This is a genomic window from Paenibacillus sp. MCAF9 (genome assembly GCF_052114265.1).
Lineage (GTDB): Bacteria > Bacillota > Bacilli > Paenibacillales > Paenibacillaceae > Pristimantibacillus.
This window is the reverse complement of the sequence record NZ_JBFREL010000013.1, coordinates 58,902-84,260: the sequence shown is the minus strand read 5'-3', so window position 1 is coordinate 84,260 and position 25,359 is coordinate 58,902. Positions and strand designations below refer to the sequence as shown.

The 25,359-nt window shown below is 44.3% G+C and carries 20 protein-coding genes and 1 pseudogene; 16 read left to right on the top strand and 5 right to left on the bottom strand.

The genetic code is table 11. The features are described from left to right. Positions 1-3: 3 nt before the first annotated feature. The 6 genes from AB4Z45_RS19960 to hisC all read left to right on the top strand — a co-directional run bounded on the left by AB4Z45_RS19960 (position 4) and on the right by hisC (position 8,631). Entirely contained in the window at positions 4-1,008 is a 1,005-nt protein-coding gene (locus AB4Z45_RS19960) for a carbohydrate ABC transporter permease (RefSeq protein WP_441911072.1), read from the top strand. Between the two features lie 61 nt (positions 1,009-1,069). Beyond that, positions 1,070-2,104 (top strand): glycosyl hydrolase, encoded by a 1,035-nt coding sequence (locus tag AB4Z45_RS19955; RefSeq protein WP_441911071.1) that lies wholly within the window; start codon positions 1,070-1,072, stop codon positions 2,102-2,104. A 55-nt stretch (positions 2,105-2,159) separates the two neighbouring features. Then, positions 2,160-3,260: an SGNH/GDSL hydrolase family protein gene (locus AB4Z45_RS19950; RefSeq protein WP_441911069.1), complete on the top strand. Its 1,101-nt coding sequence runs from the start codon at positions 2,160-2,162 to the stop codon at positions 3,258-3,260. Next, positions 3,257-4,735 carry a glycosyl hydrolase gene (locus AB4Z45_RS19945; protein WP_441911067.1) on the top strand — a complete coding sequence of 493 codons (1,479 nt, stop codon included), beginning with the start codon at positions 3,257-3,259 and terminating at the stop codon, positions 4,733-4,735. Before AB4Z45_RS19950 ends, AB4Z45_RS19945 begins: the two co-directional genes overlap by 4 nt. 37 nt (positions 4,736-4,772) lie before the next feature. Beyond that, positions 4,773-7,322, top strand: a complete 2,550-nt coding sequence (locus tag AB4Z45_RS19940; RefSeq protein ID WP_441911066.1) for a beta-mannosidase — start codon at positions 4,773-4,775, stop codon at positions 7,320-7,322. A 199-nt stretch (positions 7,323-7,521) separates the two neighbouring features. Next, on the top strand, positions 7,522-8,631 hold the full coding sequence (gene hisC, locus AB4Z45_RS19935; protein ID WP_441911065.1) for a histidinol-phosphate transaminase: 1,110 nt from the start codon (positions 7,522-7,524) through the stop codon (positions 8,629-8,631). Between the two features lie 86 nt (positions 8,632-8,717). On the opposite strand, the gene AB4Z45_RS19930 is transcribed toward hisC, so the two are convergent. Continuing rightward, positions 8,718-9,482 carry a CAP domain-containing protein gene (locus AB4Z45_RS19930; protein ID WP_441911064.1) on the bottom strand — a complete coding sequence of 255 codons (765 nt, stop codon included), beginning with the start codon at positions 9,480-9,482 and terminating at the stop codon, positions 8,718-8,720. A gap of 279 nt (positions 9,483-9,761) precedes the next feature. On the opposite strand from AB4Z45_RS19930, the gene AB4Z45_RS19925 reads away from it, so the two are divergent. Next, on the top strand, positions 9,762-9,962 hold the full coding sequence (locus AB4Z45_RS19925; RefSeq protein ID WP_054024035.1) for a cold-shock protein: 201 nt from the start codon (positions 9,762-9,764) through the stop codon (positions 9,960-9,962). A 118-nt stretch (positions 9,963-10,080) separates the two neighbouring features. Further along, positions 10,081-10,272, top strand: a pseudogene (locus AB4Z45_RS19920) (hypothetical protein); the annotation flags it as partial. 33 nt (positions 10,273-10,305) lie between these two features. On the opposite strand, the gene fabV reads toward AB4Z45_RS19920, so the two are convergent. Together fabV and AB4Z45_RS19910 are read right to left on the bottom strand one after the other, a co-directional pair. After that, positions 10,306-11,496, bottom strand: coding sequence for an enoyl-ACP reductase FabV (gene fabV / locus AB4Z45_RS19915; protein WP_441911062.1), 1,191 nt, complete (start codon positions 11,494-11,496; stop codon positions 10,306-10,308). 204 nt (positions 11,497-11,700) lie between these two features. Next, positions 11,701-11,910, bottom strand: coding sequence for an alpha/beta-type small acid-soluble spore protein (locus AB4Z45_RS19910; RefSeq protein ID WP_076266703.1), 210 nt, complete (start codon positions 11,908-11,910; stop codon positions 11,701-11,703). A 134-nt stretch (positions 11,911-12,044) separates the two neighbouring features. On the opposite strand from AB4Z45_RS19910, the gene AB4Z45_RS19905 reads away from it, so the two are divergent. The 3 genes from AB4Z45_RS19905 (at position 12,045) to AB4Z45_RS19895 (ending at position 18,705) form a co-directional block, all read left to right on the top strand. Continuing rightward, a complete protein-coding gene (locus tag AB4Z45_RS19905) occupies positions 12,045-12,686 on the top strand; it encodes an ATP-dependent DNA ligase (protein ID WP_441911060.1) in 642 nt (213 codons plus the stop codon). Positions 12,687-13,069: 383 nt separating this feature from the next. Next, the gene (locus tag AB4Z45_RS19900) at positions 13,070-17,695 is read left to right on the top strand and encodes a LamG-like jellyroll fold domain-containing protein (RefSeq protein WP_441911058.1); all 4,626 of its coding nucleotides are present in this window, start codon (positions 13,070-13,072) and stop codon (positions 17,693-17,695) included. Between the two features lie 149 nt (positions 17,696-17,844). Then, the gene (locus AB4Z45_RS19895; RefSeq protein WP_441911137.1) at positions 17,845-18,705 is read left to right on the top strand and encodes an alpha/beta fold hydrolase; all 861 of its coding nucleotides are present in this window, start codon (positions 17,845-17,847) and stop codon (positions 18,703-18,705) included. Positions 18,706-18,853: 148 nt separating this feature from the next. On the opposite strand, the gene AB4Z45_RS19890 is transcribed toward AB4Z45_RS19895, so the two are convergent. Both AB4Z45_RS19890 and AB4Z45_RS19885 read right to left on the bottom strand, forming a co-directional pair. Then, positions 18,854-19,339 carry a C40 family peptidase gene (locus AB4Z45_RS19890; RefSeq protein ID WP_441911057.1) on the bottom strand — a complete coding sequence of 162 codons (486 nt, stop codon included), beginning with the start codon at positions 19,337-19,339 and terminating at the stop codon, positions 18,854-18,856. Positions 19,340-19,504: 165 nt separating this feature from the next. Beyond that, the gene (locus AB4Z45_RS19885; RefSeq protein ID WP_441911056.1) at positions 19,505-20,485 is read right to left on the bottom strand and encodes an aldo/keto reductase; all 981 of its coding nucleotides are present in this window, start codon (positions 20,483-20,485) and stop codon (positions 19,505-19,507) included. 242 nt (positions 20,486-20,727) lie between these two features. On the opposite strand from AB4Z45_RS19885, the gene AB4Z45_RS19880 reads away from it, so the two are divergent. The 5 genes from AB4Z45_RS19880 to AB4Z45_RS19860 all read left to right on the top strand — a co-directional run bounded on the left by AB4Z45_RS19880 (position 20,728) and on the right by AB4Z45_RS19860 (position 25,299). Then, the gene (locus AB4Z45_RS19880) at positions 20,728-21,516 is read left to right on the top strand and encodes an alpha/beta hydrolase (protein ID WP_441911055.1); all 789 of its coding nucleotides are present in this window, start codon (positions 20,728-20,730) and stop codon (positions 21,514-21,516) included. A gap of 180 nt (positions 21,517-21,696) precedes the next feature. Next, on the top strand, positions 21,697-23,190 hold the full coding sequence (locus AB4Z45_RS19875) for an alpha-N-arabinofuranosidase (RefSeq protein WP_441911136.1): 1,494 nt from the start codon (positions 21,697-21,699) through the stop codon (positions 23,188-23,190). A 14-nt stretch (positions 23,191-23,204) separates the two neighbouring features. Next, on the top strand, positions 23,205-23,477 hold the full coding sequence (locus AB4Z45_RS19870) for a DUF6171 family protein (RefSeq protein ID WP_441911054.1): 273 nt from the start codon (positions 23,205-23,207) through the stop codon (positions 23,475-23,477). Between the two features lie 215 nt (positions 23,478-23,692). Continuing rightward, complete coding sequence (locus AB4Z45_RS19865; RefSeq protein ID WP_441911052.1) at positions 23,693-24,706, top strand: S-layer homology domain-containing protein; 1,014 nt, start codon at positions 23,693-23,695, stop codon at positions 24,704-24,706. After that, entirely contained in the window at positions 24,703-25,299 is a 597-nt protein-coding gene (locus tag AB4Z45_RS19860) for a TlpA family protein disulfide reductase (RefSeq protein ID WP_441911051.1), read from the top strand. The genes AB4Z45_RS19865 and AB4Z45_RS19860 overlap by 4 nt, the downstream gene beginning before the upstream one ends. Positions 25,300-25,359 lie beyond the last annotated feature (60 nt).

Here is a 25,359-nt window from a genome sequence, read left to right as displayed (position 1 = left end):
CATATGGAGGCTTCACAGGCTGTTCGCAACGAGGATAATAAATATCGGCTGCAGAAAATGAAAAATAAGACGATCGATACGTTGTACGCCATTTTTCGTTACGCGCTTGTTATTGGCATCTCGTACATCATCATTTATCCGCTGCTCATGAAGTTTTCTGTCGCTTTCAAAGACAAAGTCGATATTTACAATCCGACGATTTATATGGTGCCTGTCCACTTCACGCTCGACAACATCAAAATGGCGATGGATATTTTAAACTACTTTCCTCTCCTAGGAAATACGCTTGTCTTTGTTATTGTGACTACGCTGCTAACGACAGCTTCTTGCGCGCTTGCTGGGTACGGCTTCGCCCGTTTTAACTTCCCAGGCAGCAATGTGCTGTTCGCTCTGGTCATATTAACGATTCTAGTTCCGACAAGCACGTTGATGGTTCCGATGTATCTTCATTTTAGAAGCTTTGACATACTCGGAGTCATTCATCTAGTGACGGGCAAGGAAGGAGTCAATCTGCTCAATACGTATTGGCCTTCTATTATAACGTCTGCGACGGCAATCGGATTGAAAGCGGGACTGTTCATTTATATTTTCCGCCAGTTTTTTAAAGGAATGCCTAAAGAGATAGAGGAAGCGGCATTGATTGATGGCGCTGGCGGAGTGAAAACATTTTTGAAAATCATGCTGCCGAACGCCGTTCCGCCAATCATAACCGTCGTACTGTTCTGCTTCGTTTGGCAGTACAACGATACCTTTTTCACTTCGCTTTTCATGAGTGAATCCGCACTTATGCCGATTAAGATTTCGACATTGTCAGCACAAGCGAATGCGCTGCTTCCAGGTCTGCTGGGGGTAGCTGCCGGAGGCGGTAACGTTAAGGCTGATCCGAACCATGTGGCTATGATTATTGATACGGGTATTTTGCTTGCTATCATACCGCTAATCATTTTGTACTTAGTCGTTCAGCGTTATTTCGTAGAAAGTGTGGAGCGGAGTGGAATTATCGGTTAGCAGGCAGTAGGTTAAGTGAGGATATGCAAAAAGAAATGTCAAAGAAGGAGAGAAACCATAAATGTTGAATGTGAAGCAGCAATCCCGTTTCCTAGTGGAACCAAAGCTCATAAACCCGAATGCAGATGATCATGCGAAAAGGCTGATGACCTATTTATGCGACATTTATGGAACTCGCATATTGACCGGTCAGCAAATCGGTGTAGTATCAACACCTGAGCTTGAAATATTGCATGAAGTGACTGGGAAATACCCAGCTGTTTATGGCTTTGATTTCATGAATTATTCGCCCTCGCGCACAGAGCGCGGGGCCACATGCTCCGATACGGATATTGCGATTGATTGGTGGCAAAGCGGCGGCATCGTAACTTTTTGCTGGCACTGGAATGCGCCTAAGGATTTAATTGATTTGGCCCCTGACCGAACGTGGGGCAGCGGTTTCTATACAAAAGCAACGACGTTTGATGTGCAGAAGGCGTTGAATGATCAAGAGTCAGAGGATTATAAGCTGCTGATCAGAGATATTGATGCGATTTCCTCCGAGCTGAAACGGCTGCAGGATGCAGGGGTGCCGGTATTATGGAGACCGCTGCACGAGGCTTCGGGAGGCTGGTTCTGGTGGGGCAGCAAAGGTGCTGAGCCCTGCGTTCAATTGTGGAAGCTGATGTATGACCGAATGACGAACGTGCATAAGTTGAACCATTTGATTTGGGTATGGAATGGACAGCATGCGGATTGGTATCCGGGCGATGAGTACGTCGATATTATTGGAGAAGATATTTATCCTCCTGAGCAAAATTACGAGTCGCAGCTTGATCGTTTCGAGAAGGCGCTCGCTTACACAAGCATGAACAAAATTATTGCTTTGTCTGAAAATGGACCGATTCCTGATCCTGATCTTATGCTTCAGGATCATGCACTATGGGCATGGAATTGCACGTGGTATGGCAATTTTGTCTACAATACAGTGGATGGACACCGAGTATATGCCGAGAAGTTTACAGATAGGGAACAGCTTATCAAATTTTATAATCACCCGTTCTCGTTAACGAAGGATGAGCTGCCTGATTTGAAAAATTATCAGCTGCGAGAATAGCGGGTGGATGCCATTCATCGCAAGGACTAATACTTGTGCAAGGAGCACGCCATTTATGACTTTGTCGATTTGGAATCACCGAAGCAATCTGCATCGAACGCGGCGCGGAATCCAAGAGGGACGCTTGACGATGGGCTTTATTGGAGGCTCGATCACCGACGCAAGGCCGCGCCATAACTGGCCGGAGCCAGTCATTGCCTGGTTCACGGAGCAATACCCGGAACTGCGTATCACGGTTGAAAATGCAGCGATCGGAGCAACGGGCAGCGATTTAGCTGCTTTCCGCGCCAAACGCGATTTAATCGATACGAATTGCGATTTGGTTTTTATTGAATATGCAGTTAATGATGAAGGCGAGCCAACCTTGAAGCGCAATCGTTCGCGCGAAGGATTAATAAGGCAATTGCTCGCTGATGGCCAGCGCGATATCGTCATCGTATACACGTATTCGCAAAATATGTACAGCGCCATTGCACATGGCTTGGTACCGGACACGATTAATGAATTTGAGCGGATAGCAGAGCATTATGAGCTAAGCTCGGTATGGATGGGTTTGTACGCTTTTGAGGAAGTCAAGAAAGGCAAGCTGCGATTTGAAGAATGGCTGCCAGATGGTCTTCATCCGACAAGCAGAGGAAGCTTGAGCTATGGGCAAAGTGTAATTGCATATCTCCAGAAGGAATTATCGTATGCGGATCACGCGGTGGAGGCTGATCAGGTTTCATACTTGATACCAAAGCCGCTGGATACACAATGCTGGGATGATGTATTCGACTTATCTTTTCGTCACATTCATACGAGAGGTTCTTGGGCTATAAGGAGATGGCCTCACCTGGAGTGGATCGATCAAGTGCTCGAGACATCGGCCATTGGAGCAGAGTTGTCCTTCTCCTTCGAGGGAAGAGGACTTGTTCTTGGCTTTGACTTCGGAAGAAGCTCAGCTGAGTTTCGATACCGAATAGATGATGGGGAGTGGCAAGTGATGGAGCGGGAGAGGCCAACATGGGTCCAGGATGATGGGTGGTATCGCTTAAGCTTTTTCGGAGATGATTGGGTGAGCGGCCTTCACCGCTTCGAGCTTGAAGTCATTCATGGCAATCGACAAGAATGCACAGGCACTAATTTCCGACTCGCGAAAGTGGGGATTATCAGGTGACCGCCCTTCGGAGCAGGCGAGTTGTCATTAGTGCGCTTGCTGTCAGCTTAGCGCTTCTAGGCGCTGTTTTAGTTGTTGTATTGGCTGTTCTGCCAAGCTCAAACAAGGAAGAACCATTTTTGATATACGAAGCGGAGTCCGGGCTGCTTCAAGGTACTATGGTTTCTCAAGTAGCGGAGGGCTATTCTGGCTCTGGATTCGTTACTGGCTTTACGGATGAGCAGGACCAGTTAACGTTTGAGGTTGTTGCTCCAAAGGCAGTATTATACAATGTATGGGTCAGCTACCGGGCGCCAAATGGCAATAAAGTAGCTGGCATTTCATTGAATAATCAGCCCCACGGCGAATTGGTTTTACAGCCAAATGATCAATTTACGGAGCTCAAGGCAGGGAAGCTGCTTTTACAAGAGGGCACGAATACGATTAGCCTGACTAGAGGCTGGGGTTATTACGATATCGACTATATTAAGCTGCAAAAGACGAAGCCTGAAACGAAACATCAGGTCTCTGGTGAATTAGTGAATGGGAATGCTTCTGCAGAAGCCAAAAAACTAATGAATTATTTGGTGGAAAACTATGGCGAGTCGATGTTGTCGGGTCAAACCGGACTGGATAATGTTTCTTGGATTGAGAAGATTACCGGTAAAAAACCAGCGATGGTCGGGTTTGATTTAATCGATTATTCCAAAACAAGAGCAGCGCACGGAGCTATCTCGTATGAAGTGGAAAAAGCAATTGGCTGGCATAAGCAAGGCGGCATTACAACCTTCTTATGGCATTGGAACGCTCCCACCGGCATAATTGACGAGCCGGGAAAAGAATGGTGGCGGGGGTTCTATGCTGATTCGGTAACCTTTGATTTGGAGAAAGCTTTGAGTGACACCGAATCGGAGGAGTACAAGCTGCTGCTAGCTGATATTGATACGATTGCCGTGCAACTTCAAAGATTAAAGGATGCCCATGTGCCCGTGTTATTTAGACCGCTTCATGAAGCAGAAGGCGGGTGGTTCTGGTGGGGAGCAAAGGGTCCTGAGCCGGCAAAGCAGCTTTACCGACTAGTATACGATCGACTGGTCAATAAGCATGAATTAAACAATCTCATATGGATCTGGAATTCGGTCCAGCCCGAATGGTATCCAGGAGATGACGTAGTGGATATCGTTAGTGTAGATAGTTATCCAGCCCCTGGAGATCATTCTCCAGCCATTAATTATTTTGATAATCTCGTCGCTCTAGTCAGCAATAAAAAACTTGTTGCAATGACCGAAAATGGTTCCATTCCTGACCCGGACTTAATGAAGGCGTATGGTGCGAATTGGAGCTGGTTTGTCACCTGGGAAGGCGATTATTTAAACGATGGCAAACATAACAGCCAAGAGATTTTGAAAAAAATCTATAATCATTCAAATGTGACGACACTGGATGAACTTCCAGACTTGTTTGGCATGAAAAAAGCTGTAGATAAAGAAGAATGACAAGCGATAGGAAGACACATATTCTTAGGAGGACAAAATGAGAGAAACACAACTAGTGCTAAGTAATTGGAAATTCAAAGCTTGTCAGGAGCAAGAATGGATGGAAGCCATCGTGCCTGGCTGCGTTCATACGGATTTGCTGCGCAATGGCATCATCAAAGATCCTTTCTATAAAACAAATGAGCATGATTTGCAATGGATTGACAAAATAGATTGGGAATACGAGACTCATTTCGACGTAAATGATCAATTGTTAAATGCCTCAACTATTGAACTCGTATTCGATGGATTAGATACGTATGCAGACGTTTATGTAAATGGCAATCATGTATTGTCAGCAGACAATATGTTCAGAACATGGAAAGCAAATGTAGCGTCTATGGTGAATGCCAAAGATAATGTATTGTTGATTAAATTCCGCTCCCCTGTGCGAGAGGATTTGCCGAAGATCGAGAAGCTTGGCTATAATCTACCAGCTAGTAATGATCAATCAGAGCTTGGCGGACTAGGTGCTCAGAAGATAAGTATTTTTGCAAGAAAAGCGCCTTATCATTATGGCTGGGACTGGGGTCCGCGATTCGTTACGAGCGGTATTTGGCGTGAAGCTAGACTAGAAGGCTGGTCGGGCAGCAAAATTACGGATGTATATGTGAAGCAGGATCAGGTAAATGCTTCGAAAGCTAGCTTAACGGTAGATGTGGAAATTGAGTCGGAGCATGAATGGAACGGCTTGGTGAAGTTAAGTGCAGGGGGACAAACTTGGGAGCAGGCTGCGCACTTAAAGCAAGGGATCAATGTGATTCAACTGCCTGTTGATATCGAGAATCCGAAGCTTTGGTGGAGCAGAGGACTTGGCGATGCTCATTTATATACATTTACAGCAGAGCTTTGCAAGGATGAAGAGTTGATAGCTGCAAAGTCCGTTCGTACTGGTCTTCGCTCCATTCGATTGGTGCGAGACAAGGATGAGGTAGGAGCCTCGTTTTATTTTGAGCTTAATGGCGTTCCTGTGTTTGCGAAAGGTGCAAACCATATCCCTAATGACAGCTTCATTACAGAAGTAACAGATGAGCGATATAGACATGAAATAGTTTCAGCTGCGGAATCGAATATGAACATGCTTCGTGTATGGGGCGGCGGTATATATGAGCAATCGGTGTTCTATGAGCTTTGTGATGAGTACGGCATCTTGGTGTGGCAGGACTTTATGTTCGCATGCAGCATGTATCCTGGCGATGAGGCCTTTCTAGAAAATGTTCGCTTGGAAGCAGAAGAGAATGTGAAGCGGCTGCGCAATCATCCTTCTATCGTGCTGTGGTGCGGCAATAACGAGATTGATTCGGCTTGGGCGCAATTTGATGAGAAGGGCGGCTGGGGCTGGAAAAAAGAATATACATCGGAGCAGCGCGCTGTCATTTGGGCGGACTACGAGGCAGTTTTCCATGACATTTTACCTGATGCGGTAGAAGCCTATGCGCCAGGAACACAATATTGGCCATCCTCACCGCTTATATCGCTGTCGGGGGACATTAACCAGCATGCGCATCCGCTATCTACAGAGGGAGATGTTCATTACTGGGGAGTATGGCACGCAGTTGAGCCATTTGAGAACTACAACCTGAAAATCGGCCGTTTTATGAGTGAATACGGCTTCCAGTCATTCCCTGAGTATGATACGGTGATGAAATTCGCAACGGAGCAGGATTTGGCTCTGGATTCTAAGGTAATGCGCGCGCATCAGAAAAATGGCGACGGCAACCGTCTCATTAAAGAATACATGGATATTTATATGAGCGAGCCTAAGGACTTTCCTGCTTTTCTTTATATGAGTCAGGTGCTGCAAGCAGAAGCGATGAAGATGGCGATTGAGGCGCATCGTCGCAGCATGCCATATTGCATGGGAACGTTATACTGGCAAATGAATGATTGCTGGCCAGTAGCTTCTTGGGCAGGCATGGATTATTACGGAAAATGGAAAGCTATGCAGTATTATGCGAAAAGAAGCTTCGCCGACACAATGCTGTCCTTTGACAAGACAGATGACGGCATTATCAATATTCATGCGGTAACGGATTTGCTGGAATCGTTGAACGGCGAGCTCAGATTAACGCTATACGACTTTGCAGGCGTGTTAATTAAGCAGGAAACGACTCAAGTTTCCATAGCAGGAAATAGTGCAGCAATTGTAAGCTCGATAAACGAGCTGGAATGGCTGACAGGCTGCGAAGCAAACCGTGTTGTATTGTATGCAGAGCTGACCCAAGGCGGTAAGCTGATAGACAGCAAGGAACATTATTTCGTGAAAGCGAAAGAACAGAAGCTTGCTTCAGCGGTTATTCGAATTTCAGAGGTTGAAGGCAGCAACGGTACGTCGTTCGCGCTGGAGACGGATGTGCTTGCTAAGCAGGTATGGATTACCGCAGAGCACGAGGGCATGTTCACGGACAACTTTTTTGATTTGATACCGGGTGTAGCTAAAATCGTAGAGTTCCGCTTGCGCGAAAGTGGAGAAGCAGCAAGTAAGCCAATTGCAGCGGGCAAGGTACAAGCTCGTTCAATGATCGATTTTTTGGCTGAGGGCAAATAAAACGAAGTGAAACAAAGCAGATAAAAAGGAGGCACCTATGAAGGGTGCCTCCTTTTCTTAATGTACAATACGATACTGCTGAAGCGGGAATATAGTCATTTTTTTGGCAATCTTATCTCGCATTAACTCTTTACTGCGAGAAAGGATTAATGTATTATCGTATTAAAGGTTTTGACTTTATTTAGTAAGGGTGAAATGTATGAACGAGAAAATTGAAGTTAAACCACGAAAGGCTTTGGAAGTGATGAAGCCCTACTCCCCAGGTAAACCGATTTGGGAGGTTCAGAGCGAATATGGCCTGCAGCATGTAATTAAGCTGGCCTCTAATGAAAATCCATTAGGACCTTCTCCAAAAGCGATAGAAGCCATTCAAATCGCCTTGACTGATCTTCATCGTTATCCTGACAACCAGTCTCAATTATTGAAGAAAACCATTGCCGATTATTACGACTTGCATGTAGATCAAGTCATTGTTACTAACGGCGGAGATGAGCTCATCACGCTTGTTGCAGAAGCTTTTTTGGATGCGGGTGATGAAATTATTGTGCCGGGACCTACATTTAGTGAATATGAGTTTGGTGCTCAGCTGATGGGAGCTAAAACAATCGTTGTCCCGCTCAATGATGCTTTTCAATATGATGCAGAAGCTATTGTTGCTGCAGTGACTGATCGTACCAAAATTATATATCTATGTTCTCCAAATAATCCAACAGGTACTTATGTAGCTCAAAAAGATTTGAAATATATCCTCGATACAATCCCAAAACGTATCATGGTTATGCTCGATACAGCTTACAGCCACTACGTTTCGGAGGAGCTGTATTCGGATGGAATGGCATTTGTAAGAGCAGGCTACCCGCTCATCGTGCTAAAAACCTTTTCGAAAATTTACGGCCTTGCAGGAATTCGAGTAGGCTATGGGGCTGCCCCTCAGCAAATTATTCAGAGCATTCTTCAAGTGAAGGAGCCGTTTAATGTTAATGCACTTGCCCAGACAGCGGCAGCAGCAGCGATCGGTGATGAAGAGCATGTTTTAAGTTCGCAAGCACTGGTTGCCAAGGAATGTGAACGCATGTACGCTTCATTTGACCAGCTTGGGATCAAATATACGCAAAGTATGACCAACTTTGTACTTGCTGAGCTTGGGCCGGAATCGGAGTCCATCTACATGCGTTTAATGGCTAAAGGGATTATCGTTCGCCACGGCAAAACGTGGGGCTTGCCGCTCCATGTGCGTATCTCAATAGGTATGCCGGAAGAAAATGATCAGTTTATTGCCGCATTAAGCGAAATACTTGGTTCGGTTTAGTCTTTAGCAAATAATTATGCCGCGATGTTAGTAAGAGCAGCCAAAGAGTGAAAATTCGTCGGCTGCTCTTTATTTGATCGATGCGATTAACCAGTAAATTCTTGAACCCATGCCCCTTGGTAATACCCAACTCCAATTTTAGTGAAACTGGATTTCAAAATATTTGCGCGGTGCCCAGGGCTGTTCATCCAATCCTTCATTACTTGATCAGGAGTAGGCTGGCCTTTAGCAATATTTTCACCAGCAGAACTGTACGTAATATTGAATTGTTTCATCATGTCGAAGGGAGAACCATAAGTTGGTGAATTATGATCAAAGTAGTTGTTGTTAATCATATCCTGTGCTTTAACCAATGCCATTTTGGATAAAGATCCATCCATACTAAGTGCAGGCAACCCTGATTTTGATCGTTCAGAATTGACCAGTTGAAGGACCTGCTGTTCATATTGTCCAGAGGAAGAAGGAGCTTTCTCCGCTGGATTTTGAGTCGTTGGATTTTGAGTGGTCGGGTTTTGAGTTGTTGGATTCTGTGTCGTTGGTTGTTGAGCTGGGTATTGACCAGGGTACTGAGACGGAGATGGATAAGGATACTTATTCACGAGTCCATTTGCTCCATCGCCCAACAGCCAATCTGGAATGTTGTTGTACTGCGAGCCCTTCATTGAAACAGTAGGATTCTTCATCATCGGTGTAGAGATTGAAGAGGCCTGGGTTGTGTGTGGAGTTGACGTAATAATAGGTGTTTTGGTTGATGTGTAACCAAGAGCAGAGTGCTTATTGGTTGACATCCTTGGATTTGACGAACAGCCTACAGCTAAAATAAGTAAAGCTAAAATGAAAAATTTCCGCATGTACATACTCCTCAACGTTAGAATAGTGTGCTTGCTACCCGATATATAATTTCCTGACCAAGCTGTTGTTATCCCGGAGAAAAAAGGGATTTAATCTTTTTTTAAAAGAAGACTTGCTTATTACAAATGCCTATGGTATATTATCAATACAAACAACAAATTTAACCTTGAATTCACATATTGAAAAGGTTGTCATTTGTATGATGATATCTTTTTCAATGTGTGATTTTTAGTTTTTCTGGAAAAAACATGTTAATATACTTTTGGAGGTAATCAATTATGGAACAAGGTACAGTAAAATGGTTTAACGCAGAGAAAGGCTTCGGTTTTATCGAAGTTGAAGGCGGCAATGACGTATTCGTACATTTCTCCGCAATCCAAGGCGACGGTTTCAAATCACTTGACGAAGGTCAACGCGTTGAGTTCAACGTAACTCAAGGCAACCGTGGACCACAAGCAGAAAACGTTGTAAAACTATAGTATCAAATCAAAACCCCTTAACTTCGGTTAAGGGGTTTTTTTATGCATAAATTATAAATTTTCGGGGTGGGACAGGACTACCACTCTGTTTTTGTTTTTGGTAAGGTAGAGGTATGTAGACGAAGGGAGAATCCAAGGAGGCAGCCAATCTATTCAAGCCTTAGCCAGAATGATTGGGTCAATCATAGGAGGTCAAATCTATGTATCATTTGGTCATGCCGCACCTGCTTTTATGGGTATGATCCTTATAGCAGTGGCTATACCAGTAATGTATTTGCACCAGCAAACACAAAAAAACCAACTCGAGTGAATAAACGCTCGAATTGGTTTTACAGCGGAAATATTAGCGAAGATTTGGAATGTTTACTTCTGGATTAACGTCTGCTTCATAATCGATGCCATCTGTCTCGAAACCGAACAGCTGGAAAAATTCACGACGATAACCTTCAAGATCAGAAAGATCATAAACATTTTCTGTAGAGAGCTTAGCCCAAACATCGGCAACCTCAGCTTGGATTTCTGGTCTCATCTCCCAATCATCAACGCGGATTAGGCCTTTTTCATCAACCAGCGTTTCACCTTTACCGTATAGACGTTCTGAGAATAAACGATACATTTGCTCAATGCAGCCCTCATGAATGCCTTTTTCTTTCATCACTTTATAAAGGGCGGAAATATAAAGCGGCACCACTGGAATCGCGGAGCTTGATTGCGTAACGAGCGCTTTGTTAACGGAAACGAATGCGCGACCGCCATTTGTGCTGAGCTGTTCATTAAGGCGGTGAGCCGTAGCTTCCAGATCATTTTTAGCAGCGCCAATTGTACCTTCACGATAAACTGCATGTGTAATTTCAGGTCCAATGTAAGAGTAAGCAACTGTAGTTGCGCCTTCAGCAAGTGCTCCAGCTTTCTCAAGCTCGTCAATCCACATCTGCCAGTCCTCGCCGCCCATAACAGCAATCGTTTGACGAAGCTCGTCTTCTGTTGCCGGCTCGATTGTAGCTTGCGTTACATCGCCGTTATGGAAGTTAACGGTTTTGTTCGAATACGTGCCGCCAAGCGGCTTGATAACGGAAGAGAACGTTTCGCCTGTTTTTGGATGCGTCCGGCGCGGAGAAGCTACGCTGTAGACAACGAGATCAATTTGACCTAGTTCCGTACGGATCAAGTCGATTGTTTTTGCTTTAATTTCATCAGAGAAAGCATCTCCAACGATGCTGAAAGATTTGCGTCCAGCAGTTGCAGCAGCTTCCTCGAAAGCAGCGGAATTGTACCAGCCAGCGGATGCTGTGCGTGCGCCTTCAGCAGCTTTGTCAAAATAAACGCCAATTGTATTAGCGCCAGCAGCGAAAGAAGAAACGATACGTGAAGCAAGACCATAACCTGTTGAAGCTCCAATGACGAGCACGTTGCGCGGGCCTTCAATGCTTGGTTGAGCGTTTACGTAATCGATTTGACGCTGTACTTGTTGTGCGCAGCCCTCAGGATGTGCTGTCGTACAAATAAAGCCACGAGTTTTTGGTTGAATAATCATATTAGAATATTCCTTTCCATAATGGAATTTGTTTGTATGCGTTATGTAACGGGACAACTCTCTCCCATTTTACCGATTTTTATTGAAGAAGGGAAGTTCTCCATTCGTGACAAAAGCATTTATTTGCACAATTTCTTATTTTTTCTCAAATAAATAAGCGCCAAGAAAGCATCTCTGCATTCTTGGCGCTTATTTATGTAGAAATTAACGACGTCCTGACAGCTGTTGTTCAGCCATTTGAACGAGCCGGCGTGTAATTAATCCGCCGATAGAGCCCATATCGCGAGTGGTCATATTGCCATAATATCCGTCTTGCGGAAGTTGAATGCCAAGCTCTTGGGCCACTTCATATTTAAGCTGCTCTAGAGCTGCACGGGCTTGCGGTATAAGAAGTTGATTCGTACGATTTGCCATCTTTTCTCAGCCTCCTTCTTGAACCTATTATGTGGATACGAGTGAGAGTTTATTCATATCATTCACCTAAATTTACCTCCTATTTTTGAAGTGAAATCATGCTAAAATGGTTAAACGGAAAGGGGGGCGCCGTAATGTTTGTGGAACCCATGTTACTAACGGAATATGAAAAACCTTTTGATGATGATGATTTTATATTTGAACCCCTATTGGATGGACACCGCCTGCAGCTCTCCTTTATGGGAAGCAAGGCTGCTTTATATACTCGGCATTTCAATGAAGTTACGCGGCAGTATCCCGAATTACATAATGTACCGCTGAGGGAGCCGGCGGATGTTCTGTTAGATGGCGAGGTAACCTATGTAAACCCATTTACAGGAGCGATTGAGTTCGAGTCGCTGCAGGAACGTTACAGGCTGAAGAAGGAACCGAGTATCCGTGAAGCCAAAAGGACGAAGCCGGTCCAGTTTTTTGTATTTGATATTCTTTATTACAACGGGCTTGATTTAAGGCAAAAACCGCTGCTTGAGCGAAAGCGGCTGCTGGAATATATTTTGGAGGATAATGCCTATTTCAAAAAGATGCTGTACGTGGAGCGAGAGGGTGCAGCTATTTTTGATCTTGTAAGAAGATCGGATTTGGAGGGCATTGCCTGCAAGCGCAAGGATAGCACCTACGCTGAGGGTCGTCAGGAGAGCTGGCTAAAGGTGATAAATGATAATTATAAATCGTTATCGATGGCTTCAGATCAGAAAAAAACCTCAATTGCTGAGTAAAGGTATTATTAATATTTTTATTAATAACAACGAATATGCATAAATGATTTTATAGTGAGTGAGATGAATGCTGTCGGCAAAAGCTGATGGCATTTTTTTGCGTTTATTTCTAAAACGAAGGAATGGATACTTCCGTACTAGTGGGGAGTGGGAGTGAAACTCACTTACATCGTTTATATATTTTCTATTGACGATTTACAGCGTTTGTCGTTACAATGTAAACGTTAACAAAATTAGTAATCGATTAGTTTAATTGTTATTCGTTGGTCAAAAGTTATGCAGGAATAAAAAATGTGAGGTGAATGGGAGCGTATCGTTCGATTTACTGATGATGCCATTATGATGAATGAAACATGATTTTCAATCGAAAGGGGAGTTATGCGATGCTCAAATATTTTAGCAAACTGATTGCATTGGTTCTTGTTTGCTTATTACTTGTACCTGCACCATTAATTGTGGCTGCTGAAGGTAATACAGAACCCGTTCAGAGTACCTTGGATCGTGCAAACCAAAGCAAAATCAAATCCGATGTGCAAGGCCACTGGGCGGAAAAGGATTTTACAGAGTGGTACGAGAAACAGCTTATCCAGGGTTATGGGGATGGGAATTTTAAGCCAGATCAAGCGATAAGTCGAGTGGAATTTATGACTCTGATGAATCGGGTTTATCGCTTTGTTGATGAGGAAGAGATTGTTTTCTCTGATGTATCTGCATCCAGCTCTTACTACAGTGAAGTGAAGAAGGCGGTTGCGGCAGGATATATTTCCGGTTACAGCGACGGAACGATCCGTCCCAACGATTCGATTTCTCGTCAAGAGGCTGCCGTTATATTATTTAGAGTATTTCGGTTGAGCAGTGCGGCCAAATATGAAAGCGCTCTTACGGATCTAGGCTCATTGCCTTCATGGAGTAAGGAAGCCGTGAACGCGCTCGTTATGGAAGGATACGCAACAGGGTATAAAGATCAAACATTTAAACCAAATAACAAGATTACAAGAGCTGAGGCGCTGCGGCTAATAAACAATATTTCTGGAGAGATATTGAATCAAGCGGGCACATATGCGGATGTTTCAAGCAAAAACATAATCATTAATACAGCGAATATTACGTTAAAAGATACAACTATTGAAGGAGATCTATACTTAACCGAAGGCATCGCCGAAGGGGATGTCATACTCGACAATGTCAAAGTAAAAGGAGTAGTGAAGGTATTTGGAGGAGGCCAAAACAGCATTAAAATAAAGGATTCGGATATCGCGCAAATTTATGTTGATAAAAAGAATGGCAAGCTGCGAATGGTAACCCAAGGAACAACAACCGTTGGTCAAGTGTTTACCATTTCAGGCGTTAAGCTTGAAGAGGCTGACGGTTTAACTGGTGAAGGCTTCAAAAATGTAATGATTGACAAGGATACAGCAGCGGATGCAACCATTGAGCTGGATGGAAACTTTGATAAGGTTGAGATTTCTGCATTATCTTTTCCTGCTATTAAATTGCTGAAAGGCATCATAAGTAAAATGATAGTGGAGCAAAAAGCTGCCTTGCATGTGAATGAGGCCGCGGAAATTAAAGAGATTATCATTCTGTTTGACAGTAAGCTCAAAGTTACAGGCAAAGGCAAAGTGACAAGCAATAGTGAGAATGAGGCTAAGCTCGAGCGAGAGGCAGCGACATTTCCTGCTTCTGGTGGTAATGGTGGTGGAAATGAAACACCTGCGCCAACAACAACTCCTACTCCTACTCCTACTTCGACACCGATGCCGACGCCTACTTTTGAAAATGTATCGGTTCACGATCCATCTGTTATTAAAGTTGACGAAACGTATTACGTATTTGGCTCGCATTTGGCGGCTGCAAAATCGAATGATCTCATGAGCTGGTCGTTAATTGATTCAGGCGTGACGGAAACGAACAAACTGTTCAAGAGTGCTGAAAGCAATGTGAAAAAGGAATTGGCTGAGGCGCTCGGCTGGGCAGAAACGGATACGCTATGGGCTACTGATGTCATTCAGCTTGCAGATGGAAAGTTTTACATGTATTACAATGCATGCAAAGGAGATCAACCGCTCTCAGCACTCGGGGTTGCAGTTGCGGATAATATCGAAGGGCCATATGTGAATAAAGGCATCTTCCTGAAATCAGGCAAAGGATTAAGCGCGGAAGGTACGGCTTATGACGGTACAAAACATCCGAATGTTGTTGATCCCGATACGTTTTTTGATAAGGATGGCCGATTATGGATGGTCTATGGCTCATACTCCGGCGGAATTTTTATTCTAGAGATGAATGCTGAAACCGGTTTTCCATTAGATAATCAAGGTTATGGCAAACGATTGATGGGCCAAAATCATAGTCGTATTGAAGCGCCTTACATCCAATATCATCCGAATAGCGGCTACTATTATTTATTTGTGACATTTGGTGGATTAGATTCGGTTGGCGGCTACAATATGCGAATATCTCGTTCTTTAAATCCGGATGGGCCTTATGTGGATTATGAAGGTCAGGATATGATTCAGGCTCACGGTCCAGAGGGCTCATTCTTTAAAGATGCGGCTATTGAACCGTATGGAGTGAAGAGCTTTGGCAATTTTATTTTCAGCAACTTAAATGGACAAGAGAACTTCCCTACCTATGGTTATGTATCTGCAGGCCATAACTCGACTTACTACGATGAAACAAATGGTAAGCTGTTCAACATCTTTCACAGTCGTTTCCCTTACCGCGGGGAAGGCCATGAGGTTCGTGTACATCAGATGTTTATGAACGAAGATGGCTGGCCAGTGGTCGCTCCGCATCGTTACACGGGTGAGACGATTGGCAAAATTTCCGAAAGCGATGTCGTTGGCGCTTATCATTATATTAACCACGGCAAAGAGATTACGAAGGAGATTAAACCTTCTGTTTACATTAAGCTGGAGCAGGACGGTAAAATTACAGGTGCTGTGTCCGGAACTTGGGAACTAGATGGCGACTATTATGCGAACCTGAAAGTTGATGAGCTTGTAAATGACGTTCCTGTTCAAACGACATACAAAGGGGTGTTCATTCGCCAATGGGACCCTACTTCGAATGCTTATGTCATGGCTTTTAGCGCTTTGTCAGGCAAAGGTGCTGCTGTTTGGGGAAGTCAGTTGGAAGCGTTAACTGATCAAGAACTCGCTGCGAATGCAGTTAATAGGTTAACGCTAGGCGATACAAGCCGTGTATTTAATGATGTCAGCCTTCCCTTAAAAGCTGCAAACCATTGGCCGATTACATGGGAGTCTTCGAACACATCAGTCGTAACGGCAAGTGGAGCTGTAACAAGGCCAAGCGCAGGTTCCGGCGATGCAGCGGTACAATTAACAGCAACGATAACGTTAGGCAGCGCATCCGCATCCAAAACGTTCACACTTATAGTTCAACAGCATAATGAAAGTCCGTTAGCAGATGGATTAGTCGCTCAGTACAATTTTGAGAGCAATCTTGAAGAAATGACGGGCATAACGGCGGCAGCAACTGTCACGGGCGACCGAATTGATCGTACAGGCGGAGAAATTTCGTTTGTAGACGGAACGGCGGGCAAAGGAAAGGCGGCTAGCTTTGACGGCGCGTCTGGTGTTCTTTTACCGGAAGGCTTAATTTCAACAAATGAATATACAGTATCGATGTGGCTGAACCCTGCCGAGGCAGCAAACATTGCTCCAGCTTTCTTCGGTGCACAAACGCCGCAAAGCTGGATCAGCTTTATGCCACGAGGGCATGATTTTGCGAAAAATAATACGATGCTGTGGTCAGGTGAAGCTTGGTATGATGCATCTACAGGCATACAGATCAAGCTGAATGAGTGGACACATATTGCATTTACAGTGAAAAACGGCGAGACACAAATATTCATCAACGGGATTAAGAAATATTCCGGTACAGGTATGCCAAACGTGTTCACAGACAAGCACGGTCTGTTTGCACTAGGGGTCAACTATTGGGACACACCTTATAAAGGTCTCATCGATGAGGTTCGTATTTACGATGTGGCTTTAAATGCAGAGAAAATAGGGTGGTTGGCTTTTGGCGAGCCTGATGCCTCTGTTTTAGCTGCACAAATTCTGCTTGGTGCTGCGGAGAAGTCGTTATCCATTGGCACAGCTTATTTGCCTGAAGTCAATGTTTTACCAGTGAATGCAGCTAATAAGTCGATTACTTGGTCTTCAGCCGATTCCAACATCGCTGCTGTGAATGCAGATACAGGGCAAGTAACAGCGGTTGGACTAGGAACAACTACAATCACTGCAACAGCTGATGATGCCGGACATAGAACAGCGACCTATATTGTACATGTGACGGATGGTGAAAATGCTTATTATGCTTTTGAATCGAATCTAATGGATTCATTAGGGCGTGTATCTGCGGGTACGATTACAGGCAATAGAGTAGATAATACGGGAGGCAGCATTACGTTTGGAACAGGCATTTTGGGGTCGGCGGCTGTATTAGACGGCGCTTCAGGCATTCGTCTGCCAGACGGTATAATAGAAGGCAATGTTTATTCGGTATCCATGTGGCTTAATCCTGCGGAGGCGACCAACTTTGCGACAGCATTTTTTGGATCAAGAACGAATGAAAGCTGGATCAGCTTCGTGCCAAGAGGCCCAGTCAACAGCAACACGATGCTTTGGTCTGGCACTGCTTGGTATGATGCGAGTACAGGGCTGAAAATCAACATTGGACAATGGACGCATATTGCATTTACCGTTAATAACGGCACAGCCAAGGTGTATATTAATGGAAAAGAAAAGTTTACAGGCTCCGGCTTCCCAAATGTGTTTACTAATAATAGCGGTGTATTTGGCGTGGGGGTAAACTATTGGGATACTCCGTTTAAAGGCGCAGTAGATGAGTTGAAAATTTATAGTAAAGCGCTGACGGCAGAGCAAATAGCTGCTGAATTTGCACTCGGCAGCATCGTGGCGCTTGATGTAGAGCATTCAAGCGAGGAAATTGCGATATTGGCAGCCGTTAAAAAATAATGAGATAGACATGCAGACCTAATGAAGGCACTGCATGTCTGTTTTATTTATTCATCTCATCCATAAAAGGAAAATATGATCATCTTATTGAATACATGTAAGATAGCATGGTTGTTCATTAAAGCAGAAAAGGACGTGACTTCATTTTGATGTCAATTTTTAAGGATGAAATGGTTGAAAAAGAATATTATCTTTGTTATGAGAAAAGCTTGGACATGTTTGAAATGGAATACAAATCACTGTACCTCCCAACATCCTTTGGAGAAACCCATGTGTTATGCTTCGGCGATTCGAGTAAGCAACCATTGCTGCTTCTGCATGGAATGACCATGAGCAGTACAATGTGGTATCCCAATATAAAGCAGCTGAGTCAAGAACGCTGTGTGTATGCAGTTGATGTAATGGGCGATTTTGGGAAGAGTAAACCAACAGCTGTAATAAAAAACAAGCAGGCTGCGCAGCAATGGCTTCTTGAAGTGTTGAACGGGCTCCTATTCGACAAGGTAGACATCGCTGGCCATTCTATGGGCGGCTTCTTAGCGCTTAATTTTTCAATCGCTTACCCTGACCGCGTTTCCAAGCTCATTCTTTATGCCCCTGCGGGTACCTTCCATAAAATAAGCTATAAGTTTTTTGCGAAGGTTTATCCTGCGTTATTGTTTCAATCAGAGAAATGGGTCGACAATGCTTTTCGTTGGTTCTCGGGCAGGGGGGAGCTGTTAACCCCTATCTTTCGCACTCAAGTCATTGCTGGGTATCGCCATGCCAAGCCTCTTTTGCAGGTAATGCCTTCCGTATTTTCTTTAGAGGAGTTTCATAACTTCAAAGTTGCTACTTTGCTTCTTGTTGGAGATAAAGAGGTCATTTATCCTGCTTTGAAGGCGTTAGCCTATGCGAAAAAAGCGATCCCTGGTCTTGAAGCTCATTTAATTGAGGGAGCAAGTCATTCACTAACGATGGAACAAGCGGAAATAGTAAATGTTTTAACGCTGCAATTTCTAAGAAAGTGATTTCGTTTTCTATTTCGTTTTAAGTAAATTGTTTCATATCCCCTCCATATGGTTAAGAATGTTATAGAAGCTAGCGATTGATTCACGATATACAGAAAAAAAGCTGCTATCGCAAAGGGCGATAACAGCCAAGTTCTATATTATAAAATTAATTTGTGACGCGTCTTGCTGTAACATAACTTTTGGACCAGTAGCTGGAGGTCATGTCCGATACGGTAACGCCAGTGCTTGTAGCGCTGTGGATAATTTTGTTGTTGCCTGCATAAATAGCGACATGGCTGATCGTCTTGCCATTCGTTTTAAAGAAAACAAGATCGCCCATGCTTAGTGAACCCTTAGGAACCTTCTCGCCAACTGTAGCTTGTGCTACAGATGTGCGTGGAAGAGAAACATCAAGTCCTTTGAACAAAAATTGAGTAAAAGATGAACAGTCAAAAGCGTATGTAACGCCTGCCGGTGCACCGAATTTATATGGAGTGCCGATAAATTCTTTTCCTGTGGAAACAAGATTAATTGTCTCAGGTGTAGCTGCATGTGCCTTTGGAGCAAAAGTTCCGATTGTGAATGCCGATATGACGATAGCGCTGCAAATGCCTGCTTTGGCAATCGATTTCAGTAGGTGTAATTTTCTCATGCTGTCAGGTTGTCCCTCCGCGTTTCGTTTTATGTATTATGACTATAACACATCCGCAAAAGGGCTATTTTCACTCATGAGAACAAAAGGGCAGGTATAATAAGGATTATGAGCGATTATGAGAATTAAATGAAAAAATATTAATAATCCGCGTATTCCCGCGAATTAAGGCATATTTATGCCTCTTGCGCTTACTAGAAGCGTATACCATTGCTCTCTCGTCATAAGTTCCGATTGCTTCACCGCATCCTTGCAGGCTGCTATCCGCTTAGGATTAACAGTGCCGATTACAGGCTGAATACGAGCGGGATGCTTCATTAACCAAGCTAGTACGATGGCTTCCGGTGTCGTTTCATTTTCTTCAGCTATTTGTTGTACGAGAGCAGCTGTTTTCAATTCTGACTCCGTTGCGTTCTCGGATACTCTTCCAGAAAATTTCCCCTGTGCCAGTGGCCCCCATGCTTGAATTTGTATATTTTCCATTTGCATCAATTCCATAAGACCTTCAGCAAAGTTGTCTTTTAAACCTGCCTTTTGGTTGACATGCACACCTTGATCGATGAAATCATGACGGAGTAGACTCATCTCCAGCTGATTTACGACAATAGGATCAGGCAGCGAGCGCTGCAGGAAACGAATTTGTCCCGGGCTCATATTGGATACGCCAAAGTTGCGGACCTTGCCGGATAATTTCAGCTTCGTAAAAGCTTCTGCAATTTCATCCGGCTCCATAAGCGGATCAGGGCGATGAAGCAGCAAAACATCCAAGTATTCTGTGCCAAGCCTCTCCAATATGCCATCGACAGACGATAAAATATGCTCTTGCGAGAAATTGAAGCGACCAGGTAAAATGCCATCGGATAGCTGAATGCCTACTTTGGATTGAATAACGAGCTGCTCGCGAAGCTTGGGCTGCTTTTTAAGAATTTGACCGAATACGGATTCTGCTTTGCCTCTTGTGTAAATGTCCGCATGATCATACATCGTAATGCCGATTGATAGCGCGGCTTCTATCGCTTCCTCTGCTTGCTTGATATGATCAGGTGTAATCGGGTCTGCAAGATCCCAGCTTCCGCCAAAACCCATACAGCCTAACACAAGACGGCTGTCGGATATTCCACGACGCTCTAAGGGCATCATTTTCATTCGTAATCAACCTCCAAAATTTATATTCACTCTGTGACGATTTCTATTATACCTTTCTATTTCTGTACATATAAGCACTGAAAAAAAGTTCACTAACTAACCTTAGGGCGTATACGGCATGAAAGCATCACTGTTTCATATGATAGATTGCAAGCGCTTCATATAGATGCTACATTACTAGTATTACATATCATTTGAGTAAGCGGATAAAAAAGCATATTTATTAATAGGAGGAATAGCGTTTGGCACTCATTACTTGCAACTTTTTTTCTGAGGCACTAGGCCTCAGTACATCGATGACCGTTATTTTGCCGCAGCAGACGACATCGCAAATCGGTATGAATAATCGCAGCAGTCAGAAGCTTCATAAAACGTTATATTTACTGCATGGCTTATCTGATGATGATACCATTTGGATGCGCAGAACTTCTATCGAACGTTATGTAGCCGAGCAAGGTTTTGCGGTTGTCATGCCGAATGTGCATCAAAGCTTTTATACGGATATGGCATATGGCAATAAATATTGGACATTTCTAACCGAAGAGCTTCCGGCCGTTGCTCGTTCTTTCTTCCCTCTATCTGATGCCCGTGAAGATAATTTTGTTGCTGGCTTATCGATGGGCGGTTATGGAGCATTCAAATGGGCGTTAAGGCATTCGGATCGTTTTGCCGCAGCTGGCAGCTTATCCGGCGCGCTGGATATGGCGGATATGGTGAAACGGAGCGAAATGACTGATCTGAAGCGTCTGTTCCATCTCATATATGGTGATAAAGAAATTAAAGGCACGGATGATGATTTGCTGCATCTTGTAGCGGGGAGTGCCAAGCTGGATTCGGCGGCTAAGCCTCTGCTCTATCAGTGCTGTGGTACGGAGGATTTTCTATACAATGATAATATCGCCTTCCGTAATGCGAGCGAGCAGGCGAATTATCCTTTAACTTATGTTGAAGGCCCAGGCAATCATGAATGGAGCTATTGGGACACGCATATCCAGCAGTTCTTAGATTGGCTGCCAAAACAAAACGAATAAGAAGGAAGCTATCATGCCGAGAGGCTGGTAGCTTTTTTTTATTCGAAGGGTTGCAAAATGTATCCGCTACCATTATGATTTGGTTAGGATTAATGTATGAGTGTAAGGATGAATAAATATATTAATTCAACTTTTATCAAAGTCTATTTATTCTATTATATTGAAGCGAGGTCGATTCATTTGGCAAACCGTATAACCATTAACGCTGATTTGGCTGCAGGTACGATTAATCGCAATATTTATGGACATTTCTCTGAGCATTTGGGACGTTGTATTTATGAAGGGATATGGGTAGGCGAGGATTCTCCTATTCCGAACACAAACGGGATTCGCAATGATGTAGTCGCAGCGCTTAAGCAGCTGAAAATTCCAGTTCTTCGTTGGCCGGGCGGCTGCTTCGCGGACGAATATCATTGGAAGGATGGCATTGGACCGCGCGAGTCGCGCAAGCGGATGATCAACACCCACTGGGGCGGTGTTGTTGAGAACAATCATTTTGGCACGCATGAGTTTTTGATGCTGTGTGAAATGCTGGAATGCGAGCCTTACATATCAGGAAACGTGGGCAGCGGCACCGTTCAGGAAATGTCGGAGTGGGTAGAGTACATGACATTTGACGGCGTATCGCCAATGGCAGAACTGCGTACAGAAAACGGCAGGGAAAAGCCGTGGAACGTGAAATATTTTGGCGTCGGCAACGAGAACTGGGGCTGCGGCGGCAACATGCGTCCTGAATATTATGCGGATCTGTATCGCAGATATCAAACCTATGTGCGCAATTATGGCGATAACAAAATTCATAAGATCGCTTGTGGTCCAAACGTAGATGATTACCGCTGGATGGACGTTGTCATGCGGGAAGCGCATGGGATGATGGACGCGATATCGCTGCATTATTACACCATTCCGGGTGAGTTTTGGACACAAAAAGGTCCAGCAACAGGTTTCTCCGAGGATGAATGGTACGGTACATTAAAGAAAACCTTTTATATGGACGAGCTGATTACACGTCATTCGGCTATTATGGATCGTTATGATCCGAAGAAGCGAGTTGGCCTTATGGTTGATGAATGGGGTACGTGGTACGATGTGGAGCCGGGTACAAATCCAGGGTTCCTATATCAGCAAAACACGATTCGTGATGCGCTGGTTGCTGGAATTACGCTTCATATTTTCCACGATCATTGTGACCGGGTACAAATGGCTAACATTGCTCAGGTGATCAATGTGCTGCAATCGGTCATTTTGACTGAGGGTGAGAAAATGGTGCTGACGCCAACGTATCACGTTTTTGATATGTATAAGGTGCATCAGGATGCAACGCTTCTTACCACGTCGATTGACAGTCAGGATTATGCGCACAATGACCAGAAGATTCCGCAAGTATCCGTATCTGCTTCGAAGGACGCGAGTGGCCGCATTCATGTAAGCTTGTGTAATTTGGACAATCAGTCCGAAGCGGATGTGGAGATTGATCTTCGCGGCCTAGCAGGCGCAGGGCTTAAGGTTTCGGGTACAGAGCTTACAGCCTCCATTAAGGATGCGCACAACACGTTTGAAAATCCGGAAGCTGTTGCGCCAACCGCATTTCAAGCTTTCACTGTTAATGGATCAAAAATTAGCGCGAAGCTCTCGCCAATGTCGGTAACAGTGCTAGAGCTGATCTCGGAATAGGGATACCACCAGCGATGAGCAGCAAAAATGCGTGCAAAGGCTGTCGTGATGATTACATTGTCACTGACGAGCAGATCGATCGGATTTTGGCGGCGCCGATGTTCCAGTCCGAAATTAGTGTGCCGGATGATGTGTACGAGCAGCGACTACAGCAATGTAGAAACTGCCCCAAGTTTCAATATGGTACAACATGTATCGTATGCGGGTGTTTCGTACGTATTGCCGCCAAATATAAAGAACGTGCTTGTCCGAATCCTGGGGATAGCCGCTGGTCGAAATATGCATAAAAATATATGAATAAGGATCTTAGAGCTGCTCTCTGTCTATATAGAGAGCAGCTCTATTTATTTTTAAAAAGGAACGGCGGAAATTCATAACTTTTAACCTGATATTGCAAATACATTCCAAATTCATCTTTGTACAATAAAACTATCGATTGGATTGCTAAATGGTTATGCACATCTCTCATTACTATTCTATGTATATGGAAGGGACGATTTCATTGAAGAAATGTAAGCGTTTTATGTCGGCTGGTTTAATCATTTTATTGCTTGCTATGGCACTCCCAAGCTTTGCGTTTGCAGCGGATACGCCGGTGTTCGCACTCACCCAGGAGAAATCGGATAAAGATATTAGAATCGTCGTTACTGCGGATAAGCTAACCGATATGTACGCTTATGAGGTGAAGCTGTCATTTGATGCAAAGAAGCTTCGTTTTAAGAGTGCCAGCAGCAGCATTGCAGGATTCTCGATATCGCCGATCGTCGAAGGCAATCAAATTGTGTTTGCTGCGACGAAGATAGGGAACAAAGCAGGCGAGAATGGTAAAAGCGTATTATCCAGCTTTCTATTCGAGCCAATAGGAAATGGAGATACCGAGGTATTGCTCACGGATGCGAAGCTTGTAAAAAGCACCCTCGATTCCAGTACGCTGAAGCCTAATGTGAAGCTTACCGCAAACCTAGGAAATTCAGCGCTGTCATTCAAAGATATTGCGGAACACTGGGCAATCGCATCCATTGAGCGGGCTGTTCAGCTAGGGTTTGTTAATGGTTATACGGACGGAACCTTCAAACCAAATGCACAGGTTACCCGCGCGGAATTTGCAGCGATGCTCGTCCGAGCACTAGATTTGAAGGCTGATCTTGCAGCAGATGTATCGTTTAAAGATGCAGGCAGCATACCAAGCTGGGCTTCCGCTTTTGTTGGTACTGCAGTAAAAGCTGGCATTATAACAGGGTACGAGGACAATACGTTCCGCCCTAGCAAGCCAATTAATCGCGCGGAGATTGCGGTAATGGTCGTTAGAGCGCTCGAATGGAAGGTTGATCAGGCGAAAAAATCGTCGTTTGCAGATCGGAGCCAAATTCCAGCTTGGGCGGAGCCTTCTGTAGCGATGGCTGCTGAAGCGGGCATCATCAAAGGCAGAGGCGAAAATAAGTTTGCACCAAGCGCTAATGCGACTCGGGCTGAAGCCGTTACTCTCTTGCTTGCTTTGATTGACACAAAGCAATGAAAAAAACGATTCTAGTGATTATCGTTTTTTTGTCAGCTACGGTCTTGGGTTTGTTTTTCATATTAAATTCGGATCAAATGAGCGGCAATGCAGGGGATAAGCTGGATGCATCCGCGCTGGAGAGCGTATTAAGTGTGAATCAGGAGGCTGCTTTGCACCGCAAAGCGACTTCAGGAGTGAAGGCGCCTGCCTTTACGCTCAAGGATCTGAACGGAACAACCCACACCGTAGCGGGCGCAGAAGATAAACCGATTGTATTGCAGTTTTGGGCGAGCTGGTGTGAGGCATGCAGTGTTGAAGCTCCCACCTTAAAAAAGCTGCATGAGAGATATGAAGATAAGGTCGATTTCTATGGCGTCAATCTATCATCAGAAGAAAAACAAGCAAGCGCAATTAAAACGTTCATCGAGGAAAATGAATGGCGGTTTACGAATTTACTGGATGCCAATAAACGTGCCTCTTATTTATACGAGCTGCATGCGCTGCCAACCACATTTATTATCGACACGGACGGCACGGTACTGGATACGTTTCATTTGATAGATCCGATGGAGTTTGAGAGCAAGCTGGAAATGTTAACGGAGGGGAGGTGAGCTTGCATCATCTACTAGCAGCTGAATTGAAACGCAAGCTGAGCATGAGCTTGCGATTGC